This is a genomic window from Chitinophaga sp. NPDC101104 (genome assembly GCF_050277495.1).
Taxonomy (GTDB): domain Bacteria; phylum Bacteroidota; class Bacteroidia; order Chitinophagales; family Chitinophagaceae; genus Chitinophaga.
The window spans coordinates 3,648,159-3,665,017 of sequence record NZ_JBNNSF010000001.1 but is presented as its reverse complement, the minus strand read 5'-3'; the positions used below and the strand labels follow the sequence as shown (position 1 = coordinate 3,665,017).

Below are 16,859 nucleotides of genomic sequence, written 5' to 3'. Positions count from 1 at the left end.
CTGTTCCCAGATCGGGAACAGCCATTTTCGTTTGGGTTAGTGATCCGGAGATTTGCCGGTTAATTATCCGCGGCCCGAATTGTCGGGCGTGGGCACCCCTTCCAGGTGCTGTTTGAAACGAATGATATCATGACGCACCAGTTGCGCGAATGCAGGGTTCATCAGCCTCGCCAGCCCCGCTCCCATGAATCCGGCGGGCGGGCGGTAGGTGAATGTGACGAGGATTTCCGTGCTGCCGTTTTCCGTGTCCCGGAAGCGCACTTTGCCGGCGTTGGCGATTTCCGCGCCTTCCAGCGAGCGCCAGGCCAGTTCTTCGCCGGGCTTGTCTTCGGTGATCTCGGCGTCCCACTCCAGCTTCATGTTGCCGGCCAGCTTGATCGTCCAGTGGGAATGCCGGTCGTCGAGCACCTCCACATCATCGAGATGGGCCATGAAAAGCGGCAGGTTGCTGAGTTGGCGCCAATACGCGTACACCTCGCCCCGCGGGCGTTCCACGATCATTGACGTACGGATGTTGACGGCGCGCGCGTGTTTGGGGCGCTGCTCATCGTCTATTGCCGCGGTGATGGGGCAATTGCCGGACAGCCCCCGGTACAGAAGGTACCCGCCCACCAGCAGTTTCCCGATGTTTTTGACGGGCGATTGCTTCATGCCGGAAAGCGCCAGGTAAATTAACGAGGCGCCGGCGGCCGATGAAAGGATCCGGCCGGTTTTGGAAACATTGATGACGGTCGATTTTTCGTACAGCGTGCCCGCGCGCGGGCGGTTGTTATTTTGATGCATAAGCTTGTTTGTGAAGAAAAGTACTGTCGTTATAACACCTGAGATAACGGCAGTGTTCGCGCGGCCGGCGATCAGGCATGTTAACCCAGCTGATGTACACCCCGGTTCCGCGTGAGGTGCTGCCCTTCGGCGATCTCTTCCACCATTTTGGCGCAGAAAGCCGGCAGGTCTTTCGGGCTGCGGCTGGTCACCAGCCCGTTGTCGGTCACCACTTCCTTGTCATGCCAATCCGCTCCTGCATTGATGAGATCGGTTTTAATGGAAGGATAGGAAGTCATTTTCCGGCCGCGTACCGCTCCCGCCTCGATAAGCGTCCAGGGCCCGTGGCAGATGGCGGCGATGGGCTTCGCTTCTTCCACGAACCCTTTCACGAAACGTACCGCATCATCGTTCACGCGCAGCAGGTCGGGGTTCATGACGCCACCGGGCAATACGAGCGCGTCGAAATTTTCGGAAGAAACCTTGTCTGCCGTATCGTTCACCTCATATTCACCGCCCCAGTCTTTTTCGGCCCAGGCTTTCACTTTCCCGGGTTTCAGCGATACCACGGTCACCGCGGCGCCGGCGTCCTTCAACGCTTTTACAGGCTCGGTGAATTCGGATTCCTCAAACCCGTTTGCCACGAGTACGGCTACTTTCTTGTTTTCCAGCGATTGCTTTTCCATGATGCTTGTTTTTATCAGGTTGCACAAAGACAATCTCCTGCAAAAACAGTTCCGCATGTCTTTCTCCGGGCGGCCGGAAAGCGGCGGGGCCGAATTTCCCCGTTCCGGGGTCAGTCTCCCTTCCCGAGCTTCAGCTTTACCTTTCCATCGTCTCCGTCTACGGCATGCAGGTTCACGACGATGCCGCTTTTGCGGCGTTTCCGCAGTTCATCGGCGTCTGTCACCAGTTCGTCTTTCTTCGGATTGCGGAGGGGGACTTTCAGCTTGATGTCGGTACCCTTCGGAATGCCGTACGTCCCTTCCACTTCGATGTTCAGCACGCTGGAGGCGATGAGCATGGGATGGATGTAAATCTTGTTGCCGCGGATGTCGAGGGTATTGCGGATGTTGTCGAAAGTAATGTTGCTCATATCGCGCTTGCGGAAGATGAATTTCCCGACGTTTACCAGCGGCTTGAAATCCAGCAGGGCGCCGCGGTTGAGGTTGAAAGTCACGGAGCCGTTCATGGAGCGCGGCTGGATGCTGATATCTTCCTTCATCCCGCCCGTCAGCTTCGCTTTCGCGGAAAACACGCCGCGGAGGTTCTGTGCCGTGATCCCGTCTTGCCCGAAATTCTCGAACGCATAAAACAGCTGCTCTACCTGCACCTGCCGGATGTCTGCGTCGAGGTTGAAGCGGTCGCCCTTCGGCTGCTGGAGGATAGCGCCGCTCAGTTGCATTTGCCCGCCTACGGCGTTGAGGCCCACTTTATTGAACCGCACACCGTCCTGCCCCATCTGTACATCCGCCCGCACGTTGGTGGCGTTGAATTTCCGGTAGCGCACCTTGTCTACGGCCACCTGCATATGCACGCTGGAGGCCTCCAGCATGGTGTCCAGCTGCCGCACGAAACGTGCCCGCATATGCTTTTGCTGGCGCGTCTGCGCGTGTGATTTATGTTTGGCGCGCCGGCCGAAAAAGGATTGGAATTCGTTGAGGTTGATGAGCGGACTGCGGACGTTCCAGTTCAGCACGATCTTTTCCGGCGCGGAAAAATAGAGGTTGAGGATATTGAGGATGCTTCCGTCCATCTCTACCCTGCTGGCGCCCGACTGCGCCCTGATACCGCGGAGATACAGATGCCCCTGCGTGAACGCCAGCGTGGCGTGGCAATCGCGGACGGCCAGGTTGCGCGGAACGTAGGTAAAAGCGCCGTCGCTGATGGAAACGGTACCTTCCAGCGCGCCGGCCACGGTATCCTTCGCATCCCAGGAACCGGCGTATTGGAGGTCCAGCGCGGCATTCCCGGCGGTGAACTCGAACAGGTGCGGATCGAGCGCGCTGGTGAGGCGGGTGAGGGGGAAATTCGACCGGAAGCGCCCTGTGAGCAAGGGTTTCTGGAGATTGATGACGCGTATCGTGTCGGCCGTAACGGGAATGTTTTCATAATCCGCCGAAAAACGGTATACGCTCAACCGGGAATTGGCGTCGTTGTGGCCCTGGCCGGGCACCAGTTCGTTGAGGAACGCGCCGTCGAAATTCACCTTGTCGAGGGCGAGATTGGCGCCGGTCAACCGGTTGTCGCGCACGGCCCAGGCCACGCGTACGTAAGGCGTATCGCGGAATTTCATGTGGCCGCGGATTTCGGCTTCCACGTCCAGCGGCTTTTCGAAATCGATAGGTGAAAGTTTGGCGGTGATGTTCGGCGTCACGAGCGTGGTCGCGAATTTGAACGGAATGCCGGCGGCCTTGATGTTGAGCCGGAAATCGGGCGGCGCTTCCGAGAAGATGAACGCGCCTTCCAGCAGCACGGGCTGCTGATCGAACCGGACCGTTTGCTGCGCGATGCGGAGCATTTTGTTGTAGGAGATGAAAGTGAGGTCCAGCGGGCCGGTCAGCGTTTTGTTCTTTGCGTAGCTGCCCTTGGTGGTATTGAACTGCATGTCCTGGATGAGGATTTCCGGATCGATGCGGGCCTGCCAGCCGGAATCGGTTTCGTGCATCCTGCCTTCCAGGCGCTTAACGTCGAATTTGAAGTGTTTCCATTTCTGCTGGTTTTCCAGCGTGAAACGGACATTTTCCAGTGAGAACTCGGCGATGACGGGCGTGGGTTTTTTGGCGGCGGATGTGTCTTTCTTTTCCCGGCCCTTCAGCAGGTAGCCGTTCGAGTAGCCGAGACTGTCGGTGTACAGGTAAATGTCTCCGTTCTCAAGGCTGACTTCGCGGATAGATACCCGTTTGCGGATGAGCGCGAAAGTATTGACCTTCACGTACACTTCCTTCAGTTGCAACAGGGCGTGGCCGTGGCGGTCGAAAAGACTGTCTTTGAGCGTCACGTCCTTCAGCGTCACTGAAATCTGCGGGAAGCTGCGCACGAGCGAGGGCTCCATGTCTCTGATGGTGAGATCTCCGTTGAGGCGTTCGCTGAGCTGTTGGCTGATATCGGCGAGGATGCCGGCCTTCCTGCTGCGGATAACGAGCGCGAGGATGAGCCAGAGTACGATAACCAGCACCAGCAGGCTGCCGGCGGAGATAAGCATGATTCTTAACCAGCGGGGCATGTATGGGTCAGTTGATTGTTCGTAATTAAAAACAAATTACCTTCGAAAATTGTTCCAAATGGCTATTAATTACGAAATTGGGAAGATGTTACCCGTTTTGATCCCCGTGGCGGTGGTCCTTTTCCTTTTCTGGTGGTTTTACCGCCCGAAGAAATCCGCGAAAAGCGCCGTTCCCACAGATACCGCCGGCATGCTCCTGGAGCATGTCCGCTACTATCGCCAGCTCACTGAAACCGAACGGCAGCGGTTCGTTTCCGAGGTGGAATCTTTTCTCGGGCATGTAACGATCGAGGGCGTAGGCACGCCGGTGGAAGATCTGGACAAGGTCCTCATCGCCGCGAGCGCCGTTATTCCCATCTTCAGCTTTCCCGGTTGGAAATACCGTAATCTTACCAATATCATTCTGTATCCCGATACGTTCGACGAGCATTACCAGTTCGAGGGCGACCGCCGCAATATCCTCGGCATGGTGGGCAGCGGGCATTTGAACGGACAAATGCTGCTGTCGCGCAGCGCGCTGCGGACGGGCTTCTCCGAGCACGCCGGGCAAAGCAATACCGCTATCCATGAGTTCGTGCATTTGGTGGACAAGACCGACGGATATGTAGACGGTCTGCCGGAATCGCTGTTGCGGAATGTGACCAGCCTTCCGTGGTTGCAGGTGATGCATGAAGAGATCCGCAGGATCGAATCGGGGCATAGCGACATCAATCCGTATGCGGCCATGAACCAGAGCGAGTTCCTGGCGGTGGTGTCGGAATATTTCTTCGAGAAGCCGGAAAGCATGCAGGCGCATCACCCGGAACTGTACCGGCTGCTCAGCGAGATATTCAAACAAGACCCCGCGGCCCGCGTGCCCTGAGGCATCAGGGCATTCCCATGGCGTGGCGGATGGCGCCGTCTTTGCGCATGCGCAGGATTTCGGCGATGAGGGTTTCGCGGCTGGATGCCGTTACGTTGACGAGTGAAAAGGAGCTCCTGGTGCTGAGGGCGTTCCATCTCCATTCGAATTGCGAAACGGTTTGCAGCGAACCGTTATCATACCACCAGGCGGTATAGAGCCGCTCTTTTCCTTTTTCGAGCGTGCCGGTGAAAAGCGTCGTCCCGGCGATCTGTTCCTCCTTCACTTTCCGGAAAACGAACCCGCTCCCCTGCCAGCAAATGGTGGGATGATGGTCTGTATAATAACAATCCCTGATTTTCTTGACGTACACCAACACGCCGTTTCGCTCCATTTTCGTGACGCCGTTTTGCAGCGCACTAACGGTAAACCCGGCAACAGCGGGCGTTTGCACGGCTGTCGCTTCCTTCGGCAACGAAATTTTATAAGCCAGCAGGAAGATGCATGCAGCGAGGGAAAGGTGCGCCTGCAGCACAATGTACCGGGCATGCTGCGTTTTTTCAGGCATCCGTTCCATGGGCGTTTTGCCGAAACGGGCTACCAGCCGAGGCGCCAGGAAGAACACGGGAATGAGGACGTACATCCCCAGGCAGAGAAGCCCTGCCACGTCATGCAGGTAATTTTCCGGCGGGATGCTGAATTGTACGAGCAGTACGATCCGGAAGAGGTTGCTGCCGGTGTTCAGTAACGCGATGAACCCGAGCCAGGCGCCCAACATCCACCACGATAAACTTTTTCCCAGTTTCCGCTGTGCGATGCCCACCGCCGCGATCCCGCAGAGGAGCGCCGTTACCATCATGCTGAGGCCCATGCACGCGGGGTCTACGGAAAATTCCGTGCCGTTCAGCACGAGCACGTTGCCTTCCGTAGCCACTTCCCGCCCTGCCAGCCGCAAAATGCCGCCGGCAAGGCGCGTGAGGTGGAGGCGGATAGGAAAGGTAAAAATGTTGGTCAGGTACTGGAACACAGGCGCCATGAGCATGAGCGCCAGCATGGGCAGCGCGTTGATCCTGCCGAAAAAGCTGTCGGCCAAAAAGCATATCGCCAGTACGATGGTGGCGAACAACAGCGTTTTGACCGGCACTATCCACGCCAGCACGCAGCAGGCCAGGGCGGCGTAGAAATAGCGCAGGCTGTGTTTATCGGCCGCATCCGCCCGCAGTACGACCGGCACCGTCGCCGCGCCGAGGATAAACCCGTTGGAGCCCCACTCCATATAATCATCCAGGGCAAACAGCGCGATGCCGGCGTAAAGGACCGTCCAGATCAAGGCGGGTATTAAGCGTTGGAGACGGTCCATCTGCGGCGGTTGAGGTATAGGTAAAAGGATAAAATAGCAATGATGATGAGCGCCCATTCATGCGGTTCGGGCACGCTGCCGGAATCGTTCAGCGCCGCGTTGCGCAGGCTGTTCCCGGCATCTTTGATATCGAAACGCTCGTAGTCCTGCTTCGTTTCCAGCACCACGAGGCTGCTGATGGGCGATACCACGTAGGCTTCCTTGGCATCTGCGATGAGATTTTCCTGCCCTTCGCTGCCTGTGATGAGGCCTTTGCCGGTTTGCTGGAGGATGTGGTTGTAGGCGAAAAGGCGCATGAGGTGATCGGGCCCGGTGCCGGCGGCGGCGCTGTCGGCCTGCCTTACGATGGCGGCTTTGGCTTCATGGATGACCACCCTGTCGGGCGTTTCGGTATCGTCCGCGAAAATCCCCTTATTCAGCAGTTCCCGCAATTGTTCCTGCGTGCCCTTTTCGTACCGGAAAGCGCGGGCAGCTCGGAGGCTGGCCAGGTACGGGGAAAGGCGGCCGCCGAAGTCGTACAGCCGGATTTTGGGGAACTGCGGACCGGCAAGCCTTTCGGAGAGTTTTTGCCGGAATGCGCTGCCTTCCAGGTCGGTGAGCATGGGCGAGGTTTCTGCGCTTTTGGTGACCACCAGTGCGCCGGCCGGGTCTGGCAGCCGGTGGAACGGAAAGAGGCTGAAACGATGGCGTTGGAGGGGCGCGATGGATGCCTGGAAGTTATTTTTCGGCAGGTCGGTGAATTGGCCGTTGGAAAATACGCGCACCGGCAGGTTAGCAGACATGTCGATGATGCGGCGGACGTCTCCATAAGTCCAGGCGTGGTTGATATCGAGGTAAATGGCGGATGTGGAAACGGTGGAGCGCTGTGTCTCGTCCGGCATGATCGTGTAGGCGTTGCCGTTGAACGTGAAGGTGCTGGGCCGGAGGGGCGTGTCTTCCATTTCGAGCCGCCAGTTGGGCCGGTAGGCCCCTTCCCTTTCCAGTCTGCCTTCCGTGCGGCTGAACCCGGCGGGCTTGCGGGCGAGGAGTTTCTGGCCGAGGTTGCCGATGGAAATGAATTCGGTGGCGTTGCGGAAATCCGGGCCTTTGAAGGCGATGTTTTCGTACACCATTTTCCCGTTTTCCGATTTGAGCGGAGCGGTGACGCCGATCTTGAAGACGCGTTTATTTTGCGGATCAACCGGAAAAACGCGCACCGAAACGATATTCCCCTCTTGCCAGCGAACGAGCGACGGGTCGCGGGCTTCCGTTCCCACGATGGTTTTGTAGGCGGAGTCGGCTTTTTCTTTGGTGGTGAGCACGGCTTTTTCCTCTTTTCCGTTGATCCAGAGCGAAAGCGAGGTCACCACGCCACCTTCCGGGAGCTCGAAGGAATAGATCCCTTCTTCCGTCCGCCAGTTGTTGTGATTGAAAACGGTCAGCGATTTTTCCGTGTAGGCCAGGTGTTGTTCGGGCCAGAGCTGGATTTGGGTATGGATGTAGCGGGTAGACAGGTCATCGCCCGACCAGAGCCGGACTTGCTGATCGTGCCGGCCATCGTAGAGGGCTTCGAGGATTTTGTAGCGGTCGGTTTTATCCGGCGCGAGCGCTTGTGCGAATAATTGGGCGGTGGTGACCAGCGGGTCGTGACAACTTCCCAATCTATCGTGCATGAACATCCCGTAACCGAAAACATCGTTCCTGAGCTCCGGGGAGCTGTAGATAAGCCCTGTTTTCAATACCCTATCGGCGACAAAGCCCGGCACCACCTGGCGGGAGGTCTCCACCCATGCGGGAAGATCGTCTTTCCCTTCCACCATTTTCCGGTTATATACACGATTGATGTCGTTTACTATGGAAGCATATTTTATACAGAATAAGACGATGAAAATAAGGGAAAGCGCCGCTCCCGCGAGAGCGGGCTTTCCAAGCATCAGGCTTCTTATGGCGGAGATGGTGTGGTACAGGAGAAATGCGGGCACGAACGCGTGAAGGCCTACGCCCAGCAATAGTATCCCGGCTATCGCGATGCCGTAAAGCGGGATCAGGTAAATGGCGAGGTACGCGAATAAAACAGATGAAACGCCGATCGTGAAGCCTAGTACAACGCGCGCCCAACGTGGCATCAGGTCTGCATAGCGCAACAGTAGCAACGCTGCACCGGAAATCAGCAGCAGGATGGCCATCCAGGGTACGGATCCCATGAAAATGTCCATTTGCCGGTTGAGGGCGTAGCAGCTGATAAGGGCCAGCAGTAAGATGATGGTACCCACATCTTTTTTAAAGGGATAATCTCTTTTCAGGGTTAAATACCCGATCAAACAAAGGATGACAAGGCCGGCATGGATCAGGAAGAGTGAGAACGCGGTTTCTTTTCCATCCAGGTTGAAAGTATTCCCGATTAAATACGAGAACAAGCTGACTACCAGCACGGAAAAGAAACCGAGATAACGGTGATCTGTAAGTCGTTGTTGAAGGGATAGTCTATTTTCCATTTGAAAAGTACTTTGTAAATCAAAGTGAATGGATCAAAAAGAAGGGAGAGGCCTCCCATTCTTTTCACTTTGCATTACAAAGTAAAATCAATTTTCCGGATAAAACAACACCTGCTATAAAATTCCTTCCACATCCAGTTTCACGACGGTTGCGATGGCATTGGTGCCTTTCGCCGGTACAGCGATCGTGGTGCCTGACCCGTTGGACGCGGCCGTTACCTTGCCTTTGGCGCCCAGGATGCTGCCTTTGGAGACCTTTGCGGTGAGGCCTTCCACCAACAGTTTCCCGTCGGCCGGCCAATCGAACACGGAAAGGTAGAGCGTGGTGCCGTTGCCGTTACGTTTCCGGGTGATCCGTCCCCATTGCTGGGTGGGCAGCGGGTTGCCTTGCGTACCGTAGATCGCTTCGCCGTTGACTTTCATCCACTCCCCTATTCCTTTCAGGCTTTGGATGCTCGGTTCTGGGAAGCTGCCGTCGGCCATGGGGCCGATGTTCAGCAGGTAGTTCCCGCCTTTCGAGGCGATGTCTACCAGGTTGCGGACCATCGTTTCCACGGATTTCCATTTGTGATCGTAGCTTTTGTAGCCCCAGGTGCCGTTCATCGTCATGCAGGTTTCCCAGTCGGTACCGTCGAGCTCGCTGAGGTTGGGGATTTTCTGCTCCGGTGTTTTGTAGTCGCCGGGGAAGTTGGGCCGTTTGAGGCGGTCGTTGGTGATGATATTGGGCTGGGCGGCGAGTGCGGCCTGCAGTTTCTGCGCGGCTTCGTCGGTCATATTCGTGGGCGTATCCCACCAGAGCACGGCCACATCGCCGTAATTGGCGAGGAGTTCCTTTACCTGGGGCACGGCCACGGCGTCGATATATTGCTGGAAGGTTTTCGTTTCCTGCGCGGGGTCCCAGTGGCCGGCGTGTGCTTTCGTATAGGCGTCGATGCGGCTGGAGTCCGGGTTCGGCCATCCTTCCCGCATTTCCTTTCTTGCCGCCGAGCCGCCGGGATTATTCCAGTCCTGCGCCTGGCTGTAATAGAACCCCAGCTTGATGCCATGTTTGCGGCAGGCTTCGGCGAGGGGTTTGAGGAGGTCTTTTTTATAGGGCGTGGCGTCGGTGATATCCCATTCACTGGCTTTGGAATCGAACAGCGCGAACCCGTCGTGGTGCTTGGCGGTGATGACGATATATTTCATCCCGGCGTCTTTCGCCATTTTTACCCATTGTTCGGCGTCATATTTCGTGGGATTGAACTGTTTTGCGTAAGCCTGGTATTCCGCCACGGGGATTTTGCTGCGGTTCATGATCCATTCTCCGCCGCCGCGGTTCATGGGGAACCCGTTGTAGGTGCCGGCGGGGACGGCGTATACGCCCCAGTGGATGAACATGCCGAACCGGGCTTCGCGCCACCATTGCATCCGGGCGTTTTTATCGGTTTGTTGCGCTGAAAGACCCTGTGCGCCGAGTAGTGCGGCCATCAGGAGGACAGTTTTTCTCATGGGATTCAGTTTTAATGCAAACGATTGCACAATGGCAAGTTCGGATAAATTGCGGGATTCGGGTTGGATATTTTTACCGGATGGTGGTAGGATTTTAACCGATGGACGGGAGCACTTTACCGAGGAGGAGATCGCGGTCGCGGCGGGAGCCTACCACGAAGGCATGTTCCCCGAAAGCGGAGAAGCCTTCGCGTTCGTAGAGCGCCCTGGCGCGGGGATTGCGTTCCCAGACGCCGAGCCACAGTGTGCGCACGTTCCGCTCCCGCGCTGTTTTTTCCGCAAAGCGGAGGAGCTGTTGGCCGAGGCCGCGGTTCTGACCGGCCCGGGCCACATAGATTTTTTCGATCTCGCAGGCGGGCTCGGGCAAGAGGGTGCCGTTGTCGGGCTGTTTATTGAAGTTCAGCTGGATGAAACCGGTGAGTTGATGATCGTTGGCAGTAACGTAATACTCGGTCCCCTCCTGCCGGAACGCTTTCTCCACTGCGGCGGGGCTTTTATGATCGCGCAGGAACGCTTCGAAATCCGCGGGTGGATAATGTTCGCGGAATGCGTCGGCGAAGGTTTGGTGCTCAAGCGCGGCCAGGGCCGGAAGATCGGCTTCCATGGCGCGGCGGATATACGTGTCCGTCATACGCGCAATTTATAGTATTTTTGCAGCGGAACCTCAGAAAAACTTATGTGGAGAACCTTGCTCGTAATAACCTTGCTGTTACCCTCGCTGGCTATTGGCCAGACAGTACATCGTGAGGATTTTATGATAGACAGCGACCCCGGCGTGAAGATCTTCGTCAGGGAGATCACCGTGAAGAAGCGCAGCCGCAAGCCGCCGATCCTGATGTTGCACGGCGGAGGTTCCGGTGCGGTGGCTTCGTTCGATTTGCCCGTTGCCGGCGGTTCCCTCGCGGAAGACCTTGCCAGAGAGGGACAGCATGTTTTTATTATGGACGCCCGCGGCTGGGAGTCTTCTACCCGTCCCGATTACGATACGCTTCGCCGCTGGACGATCACCGGGTCCTCTGCCGAAGTTTCCCATGACATCAATGCCGTGGTGGATTTCATCCGCGAGCGCCTCGGCGTGAAGCAGGTGACGCTTTTCGGCTGGGCCACCGGCGGCCAGTGGATGGGATATTATTCCTGCATTTATCCCAATCGCGTGTCTTCGCTCATCATGCTGAACAGTTTGTACAACGAAAAAGCGCCCTGGGATTTTACCGATTACTTCCGTTCCCCGCTTGATACATCGCAATTCAATTATGCGTCGACGCCGGTTTTGCGCCGCGCTACCCGTGCGCAGCTGCTCGACAGCTGGGACCGCAGCATTCCCGACAGCAACAAAGCGCTGTGGCGCGATCCCGCACTGGCGGAGCTTTACGGCAAGACGGCCGTTGGTTTTTATGAAGATAGCGTCCTGGCGGTCCCGGGGGGATACCGTGCCGAGGCGTTTTATACCGCGCAGGGCCGTGGCCAGTGGCATGCGAAAGACATTCACGTTCCGGTGCTCTACATCCGCGGGAAATACGACAACTGGAGCCGTCAGCAGGACTTATTGACGTTGCAGCTCCGGCTGGTGAACAGTCCGCGCAAGCAGTTCGTGACCTTGCCTGAGGGCACGCATCATGTATTCCTTGACCGTCCGGAGAAAGGGCGGTCTCAGCTAATTCAGGAAATTACGAGCTTTAACGTGCGCCGCAAGTGAGGATGAGCGAGTTGTGAAAAATTTTTTCATGTGAAAGTTTGGAGCGAATAAATAAATTCCTATCTTTGCAATCCCAAACGAAACGGGATGATTCCGTAGCTCAGTTGGTAGAGCAATACACTTTTAATGTATGGGCCCTGGGTTCGAGTCCCAGCGGGATCACAGAGACGAAAGTCTAACGAAATAAAGCCGCGCAGATCGTATGATCGGCGCGGCTTTTCGCTTTTTTTCGGGTGTTGTGATACCATGTTAATCCACTCCAAATGATGGCATTCTCGTTGACATGTTTTTAATCTACTTTTATGTCAACGATTTTCGCCGAAAGGCTTATCTGCATTGATTTTCAAGGAACCGAAACGGGTCATTCCGATCCATCTTTAATTACAATTTCGGTTACCTAAAAACAGGATGTATGAAGTTAAGTCACGATCTCTCGATTTCATTTTGGTTACGCAGGCAGAACATGAACAAATCCAGTAAGGCTACGATCATGGCTCGTATCCTTATTGCCGGCGAGTACAAGGATCTCTCCCTCGGGTACCAGGTAGAGCCCGAACGCTTCGACACAAAATCCGCAACCATTTCCGGGCGTACCGCGGAGGTTGTTGAGTTCAACAAGCACATCGCGCATGTGCGGGCCGAATTTATCCGGCATTACAACCTACTTCGGGAAAAGGGCATCGCCATAACCGCGGCAGTATTGATGAACGCTTACAAAGGCATTGCCCGCGAGAAGAAAACGATCCTCCAGGTCGCGGACTATCACAACGAGCGATTTAAAGAAAAGGTGGCCGGCGAAAAGCGTTCCGGCGACACCCTGAAGAAATGGTACACCACCCGCGACAAGATCGCCGCTTTCATCAAACACGAGTTCAAGCTCCCGGATCTCCCCCTCGAGAAAATCGACTACCCCTTCGCGGAGGATTTTTTCGACTACCTCACCTTAAAAGACGGCCTGAGCGACAACACTGCGATGAAGTACCTCAAGAACACCAAGCAGATGATGAAGCTCGCCGTCAAAAGGAAATGGATCGAATCCAGCCCGATCCAGGACTACGTGTGTTCCTACGTCAACCCGGACCGCGACATTCTCGATATCGACGAGCTGAGCGCCCTGTACCACAAAAAAATGCCCATGCCTCGGCTGGAGGAAGCGAAAGACGTTTACCTCTTCATGGTGTGCACCGGCTATGCTTACAAAGACGCCGAGTTGCTGGAGCCCGACAATCGCGTGAAATACTTCGATGGCGAAGATTGGATCGTAAAGAACCGGGAGAAGACCTGGTGCCGGGAGAACGTTCCTTTATTACCGATTGCAAAGGAAATCCTGGACAAATACAAGGATCACCCCTACTGTGTGGGAGCCGGGCGCCTGCTACCAGTGAAAAGCAACCAACGTTTCAATGGGTATTTAAAAGAGATTGCCGACCTCTGCGGCATCCGGAAGAACCTTACCACCCACACCGCGCGACACACATTCGCAACGACGGTTACGCTGGCCAACGGTGTACCGCTGGAAACGGTGAGCGCGATGCTCGGCCATAAATCCATCCGCACAACGCAGATTTACGCGAAGATCGTGGCGAGCAAAGTGGCGCGTGACATGAAGGTGCTGCGAGAGAATTTTTCCCTGGAACTACCTTGTTCGATGAATGCTAAACGGATTGCTTAATGTTAAAAGTGTATAAATAACGCATACGTTAACTTCAGGTTAACAATTTGTTGTGAGGGGTGACAATGCCTATTTATCTAATTTGGCTGCTAAATTAAATTATTTGAAGAGAAACCATGTCGACTCCCCCTATTATCTACCTCAATTTTAGCGGCAAATAATATCCTTAGGCATGGCAAGCTATTCGGGAACATAATCTAACCCTCATGAATAAATTATTACTCTCTTTTTTTGAAAAACTGGTACGAACAGAATTAAGACAGAAAAGTGCCCAACATCCCCATCCGGAAAGCATGTATTTCGCAGACATGCTTTCCTCTATTTATTCAGAGAGGGAAAAACTTATCGAGGGGCTCCATCAGTTGATGCTTGAATTCCGGACTGAAGCGGAAATGGAATGGATAGTGCGGACCTACAGTGGAAGCATTGTCGAGCTGGCAAATGTTGCATCACAATACATTCATCCCCATGAAACTGCACAATCGGCCGAAACTCTCATCGGTCAGTCGACTTGGAACGGACTGTTCCAGGCAGCGTTGAGCGCACTTTCTGAGGCCCTGGCCTACATTGAGGACAAGTTCTACCGGTATCTTGATTTAAATTCGAAGGTCCCTGTATTTTACCAGGCTGTTGCTCAGTTGAAGTTCGATGAATCCATGGGTCTGGTAATCGAAAACTTCTCTGCCGCTGGCGTGTCTGAAAAGTTACTGGATTTCATCCAGAAGCCGTACCTGGAATTCCGGACGATGCGGGCGCCCAATTCGGTTTCCTATCAAAAGTTGCATTATCTGAATGCATTGATGCAAGAGATTTCCGGTATGGTGCCGGTGGACCCTGAGGATAAAACAGTGGAGCGACAGATCGTCAAGAAATTGCGTGAGCTGAACTACAATGACAGCGATTTTTTCGAATGGTCGACGCAGGAGATTACGGAAATAGCTCAGAATCTTCCGCCAAAGGAATCTTTGGACCAGTTGATTTGGATTCAGAAGGAAATTAACCAGATTCAACACATGCCCGGAATGGCTTACAACCCGCTAAGGGAAACACTTCAACGGCAGTTACAGGTTTGGTTGGTGGAGGAGATCCGGTTTTTGCGGGAAAGCAGGGCGAGCGAACTGATGGATACCTCTCCGGAAGGAAGCGGCAAGTGGAAGTATTTTAAGGTAGTCACACAATTCTCCGTTCCTCAAATTGGATACATCCTCAAATTGCTTTGCGATATGGGGTACATTCAAAACACTAACAAATTGGAGCTACTGAACTTCTTCTCTGATCATTTCACTTCCTTGAAGCGTGCAAATATTTCGCATGGCAGTCTACGAAAGAATTATTACGAATCAAATGCTTCCGTAGCGGCCGGTGTGCGCGAAATCCTAACAAGTATGTTGAATCAATCAAAAAAAGGACTTTCCATCATTTTGATAGGATTATTCTCTTTTTGAGAAAATTTTTCCAAAGATTATTTTATTCATAACCAATTATTTAGCTAAGGTACTACTACCCCTGCCACTGTTTTTGCGTGATTGATCTTCTTTGTTTTGCCTCCTCATCAAAATCATGCAAAACATGGCAGCAGAAATCATCACGAAAGAAGATTTGCAGCTCTTTAAGTCCGAGCTGATCCACGAGTTGAGAGAACTGATCGCATTACCCTCGAGCAAAGCCCAGGGCAAAAAGTGGATCAAATCCTACGAGGTCCGGGAGATGTTGGGCATTTCTCCCGGAACCTTACAACACATGCGGACGAATGGCACCATCCCCTATACCAAAATGGGCGGCCTGGTCCTGTACGACATCGAGGATGTAGTCAAACTCATGGAGGATGCCAAGAAATCCGCTAAGAAACCACAAGCCATGAGTTGATGCCGCCGCTCGCCCGCACCAACTACATCCGTCACCTGAATGCCTTTTTTCGGCTCGTCCGGCAGGACGAACGCCTCCGGGCCAATCATATCAGCCTTTACCTGGCACTTTTCCAAATCTGGAATCAACATCGTTTTCAAAACCCGTTCCCCGTTATCCGCGCGGAGGTGCTACGCCTTTGCCGGATCGGTTCGAAGAACACGTATATACACTGCCTGCGGGAACTGCAGGATTTCGGATTCATTGTCTATCGACCGGCCGAAAGGAAGGGAGCGGCGAGCCAAATTGTAATGCTCCTCCTGGTGTTCGACAACCGGGGTAATACGGGGGCGCAGCTGTCTCTGTTTGGAGATACTGAATCCTCGTGTACCAATTCTGACCCGGATCCAGATCCGGACCGGCAGAATTTGACCGGAAGCTGTCCCAAAATTGATACACGAGTAGGGTCATTTTTGGGACCATTATATAAACAGGTAAACAATGATAAAAATGAGTGGGAGAAAACGCCCGCGCCCAGAAAAAAAATAGAAGGTAAAATCAGGGAAACGGTAATGGTCGGGCCGGCGCCGACAGATGCGCCCCGCGCGCCGGGGCTCGAAGCAGTCATGACGTTCTTCCGCGACGCCGGCTACCCGGACGCGGAGGGGCAGAAATTCTTCCATCACTACCAGGCGAACGGCTGGCGCCAGGCCGGGAAAACCCCGATCCGCGACTGGCGAGCCGCCGGGCGCAAATGGATGCTCAACATTCACCCGAAAACTCCCGAAAACAATGGAAAACGAAAACAAAGACCAGGCACCGGGCCAGGACGGTTCCAAGCCGATACCGACAAAAGCTATACAGACCCCTTATAACTACGTAGAGCTGCTGAAAGACGTGGAGGCCCGGGCTTGGGCCCTTTTCTCCAGGGATTACAAAATCCATGAAATTGACCGGCCGGTTGTCCTGAAGCTGCTGGCTTACTTCCTGCAGGATGAGGCCGTCGCGAAAGATGAGGGGCTCGATCTGAAGAAAGGCGTGTTGATTACCGGGCCCGTGGGATGCGGGAAGACTTCCATCCTGCGGGTTATGCGGACTTATTGCTCGGAAGTCCTTCGCCCGCAGATGTTTTCCTGCCGGGAGATCGCCTTCGAGTTTGCCCAGGTGGGCCATGAGATCATCCAGCGGTACGGGCGAGGGTCTTTCTTCCCTTATTCCCATGTACCCCGTGTGCATGCTTATGATGACCTGGGATTGGAGGGGCAGGCGATGTATTGGGGGAACTCGTGTAATGTGATGGCGGAGATCCTACTTTCCCGGTATGATCTGTTCCGGTCGCACGAAATGTTGACCCATGCTACGACGAACCTGAACAGTGCCGAGCTGGAGGCGGCTTATGGGAATAGAGTGAGGAGCCGGATGCGGGAGATGTTTAATTTGGTGGCATTTAGTCCAAATTCAATCGATAAAAGGATATAACTTTTTTGCAAAAAAA

Annotated in this window: 14 protein-coding genes and 1 tRNA gene; 8 read left to right on the top strand and 7 right to left on the bottom strand. The window is 54.5% G+C overall.

Annotation, left to right across the window (positions count from 1 at the left end):
- Positions 1-63: 63 nt before the first annotated feature.
- The 3 genes from ACQKLP_RS14800 to ACQKLP_RS14790 form a co-directional block, all read right to left on the bottom strand.
- A complete protein-coding gene (locus ACQKLP_RS14800) occupies positions 64-783 on the bottom strand; it encodes an SRPBCC family protein (RefSeq protein ID WP_427323518.1) in 720 nt (239 codons plus the stop codon).
- 80 nt (positions 784-863) lie between these two features.
- Positions 864-1,448: a type 1 glutamine amidotransferase domain-containing protein gene (locus tag ACQKLP_RS14795; RefSeq protein ID WP_427323517.1), complete on the bottom strand. Its 585-nt coding sequence runs from the start codon at positions 1,446-1,448 to the stop codon at positions 864-866.
- A 110-nt stretch (positions 1,449-1,558) separates the two neighbouring features.
- Entirely contained in the window at positions 1,559-3,988 is a 2,430-nt protein-coding gene (locus ACQKLP_RS14790) for an AsmA-like C-terminal region-containing protein (protein WP_427323516.1), read from the bottom strand.
- 85 nt (positions 3,989-4,073) lie between these two features.
- On the opposite strand from ACQKLP_RS14790, the gene ACQKLP_RS14785 reads away from it, so the two are divergent.
- Positions 4,074-4,850: a zinc-dependent peptidase gene (locus tag ACQKLP_RS14785; protein ID WP_427323515.1), complete on the top strand. Its 777-nt coding sequence runs from the start codon at positions 4,074-4,076 to the stop codon at positions 4,848-4,850.
- Between the two features lie 4 nt (positions 4,851-4,854).
- Here the strand turns inward: ACQKLP_RS14785 and xrtN are convergent, their stop codons facing one another.
- The 4 genes from xrtN to ACQKLP_RS14765 form a co-directional block, all read right to left on the bottom strand.
- On the bottom strand, positions 4,855-6,189 hold the full coding sequence (xrtN, locus tag ACQKLP_RS14780; RefSeq protein WP_427323514.1) for an exosortase N: 1,335 nt from the start codon (positions 6,187-6,189) through the stop codon (positions 4,855-4,857).
- Entirely contained in the window at positions 6,168-8,663 is a 2,496-nt protein-coding gene (locus ACQKLP_RS14775; RefSeq protein ID WP_427323513.1) for an XrtN system VIT domain-containing protein, read from the bottom strand. Before ACQKLP_RS14775 ends, xrtN begins: the two co-directional genes overlap by 22 nt.
- A 114-nt stretch (positions 8,664-8,777) precedes the next feature.
- The gene (locus ACQKLP_RS14770) at positions 8,778-10,151 is read right to left on the bottom strand and encodes an alpha-L-fucosidase (RefSeq protein ID WP_427323512.1); all 1,374 of its coding nucleotides are present in this window, start codon (positions 10,149-10,151) and stop codon (positions 8,778-8,780) included.
- Between the two features lie 94 nt (positions 10,152-10,245).
- Positions 10,246-10,782, bottom strand: a complete 537-nt coding sequence (locus ACQKLP_RS14765) for a GNAT family N-acetyltransferase (RefSeq protein WP_427323511.1) — start codon at positions 10,780-10,782, stop codon at positions 10,246-10,248.
- 123 nt (positions 10,783-10,905) lie between these two features.
- Here ACQKLP_RS14765 and ACQKLP_RS14760 point away from each other — a divergent pair, with 123 nt between their 5' ends.
- The 7 genes from ACQKLP_RS14760 to ACQKLP_RS14730 all read left to right on the top strand — a co-directional run bounded on the left by ACQKLP_RS14760 (position 10,906) and on the right by ACQKLP_RS14730 (position 16,843).
- The gene (locus ACQKLP_RS14760; protein ID WP_427323510.1) at positions 10,906-11,847 is read left to right on the top strand and encodes an alpha/beta hydrolase; all 942 of its coding nucleotides are present in this window, start codon (positions 10,906-10,908) and stop codon (positions 11,845-11,847) included.
- 89 nt (positions 11,848-11,936) lie between these two features.
- Positions 11,937-12,009: transfer RNA gene (locus ACQKLP_RS14755), tRNA-Lys, on the top strand.
- Positions 12,010-12,259: 250 nt separating this feature from the next.
- Positions 12,260-13,519, top strand: coding sequence for a site-specific integrase (locus ACQKLP_RS14750; protein WP_427323509.1), 1,260 nt, complete (start codon positions 12,260-12,262; stop codon positions 13,517-13,519).
- Positions 13,520-13,725: 206 nt separating this feature from the next.
- Positions 13,726-14,964: a hypothetical protein gene (locus ACQKLP_RS14745; protein WP_427323508.1), complete on the top strand. Its 1,239-nt coding sequence runs from the start codon at positions 13,726-13,728 to the stop codon at positions 14,962-14,964.
- Between the two features lie 124 nt (positions 14,965-15,088).
- Entirely contained in the window at positions 15,089-15,385 is a 297-nt protein-coding gene (locus ACQKLP_RS14740) for a helix-turn-helix domain-containing protein (protein WP_427323507.1), read from the top strand.
- A complete protein-coding gene (locus ACQKLP_RS14735; RefSeq protein WP_427323506.1) occupies positions 15,385-16,239 on the top strand; it encodes a hypothetical protein in 855 nt (284 codons plus the stop codon). The genes ACQKLP_RS14740 and ACQKLP_RS14735 overlap by 1 nt, the downstream gene beginning before the upstream one ends.
- Entirely contained in the window at positions 16,157-16,843 is a 687-nt protein-coding gene (locus ACQKLP_RS14730; RefSeq protein WP_427323505.1) for a hypothetical protein, read from the top strand. The genes ACQKLP_RS14735 and ACQKLP_RS14730 overlap by 83 nt, the downstream gene beginning before the upstream one ends.
- The last annotated feature ends 16 nt before the right edge of the window (positions 16,844-16,859 follow it).

Bases quoted from the DNA above. Each gene is read 5' to 3' on its own strand.
- ACQKLP_RS14730 (WP_427323505.1), top strand. From the start codon at position 16,157: ATGGAAAACGAAAACAAAGACCAGGCACCGGGCCAGGACGGTTCCAAG.
- ACQKLP_RS14760 (WP_427323510.1), top strand. From the start codon at position 10,906: ATGATAGACAGCGACCCCGGCGTGAAGATCTTCGTCAGGGAGATCACC.
- ACQKLP_RS14765 (WP_427323511.1), bottom strand. From the start codon at position 10,782: ATGACGGACACGTATATCCGCCGCGCCATGGAAGCCGATCTTCCGGCC.
- xrtN (WP_427323514.1), bottom strand. From the start codon at position 6,189: ATGGACCGTCTCCAACGCTTAATACCCGCCTTGATCTGGACGGTCCTT.
- ACQKLP_RS14735 (WP_427323506.1), top strand. From the start codon at position 15,385: ATGCCGCCGCTCGCCCGCACCAACTACATCCGTCACCTGAATGCCTTT.
- ACQKLP_RS14775 (WP_427323513.1), bottom strand. From the start codon at position 8,663: ATGGAAAATAGACTATCCCTTCAACAACGACTTACAGATCACCGTTAT.
- ACQKLP_RS14785 (WP_427323515.1), top strand. From the start codon at position 4,074: ATGTTACCCGTTTTGATCCCCGTGGCGGTGGTCCTTTTCCTTTTCTGG.
- ACQKLP_RS14750 (WP_427323509.1), top strand. From the start codon at position 12,260: ATGAAGTTAAGTCACGATCTCTCGATTTCATTTTGGTTACGCAGGCAG.
- ACQKLP_RS14795 (WP_427323517.1), bottom strand. From the start codon at position 1,448: ATGGAAAAGCAATCGCTGGAAAACAAGAAAGTAGCCGTACTCGTGGCA.
- ACQKLP_RS14770 (WP_427323512.1), bottom strand. From the start codon at position 10,151: ATGAGAAAAACTGTCCTCCTGATGGCCGCACTACTCGGCGCACAGGGT.
- ACQKLP_RS14745 (WP_427323508.1), top strand. From the start codon at position 13,726: ATGAATAAATTATTACTCTCTTTTTTTGAAAAACTGGTACGAACAGAA.
- ACQKLP_RS14800 (WP_427323518.1), bottom strand. From the start codon at position 783: ATGCATCAAAATAACAACCGCCCGCGCGCGGGCACGCTGTACGAAAAA.
- ACQKLP_RS14740 (WP_427323507.1), top strand. From the start codon at position 15,089: ATGGCAGCAGAAATCATCACGAAAGAAGATTTGCAGCTCTTTAAGTCC.
- ACQKLP_RS14790 (WP_427323516.1), bottom strand. From the start codon at position 3,988: ATGCCCCGCTGGTTAAGAATCATGCTTATCTCCGCCGGCAGCCTGCTG.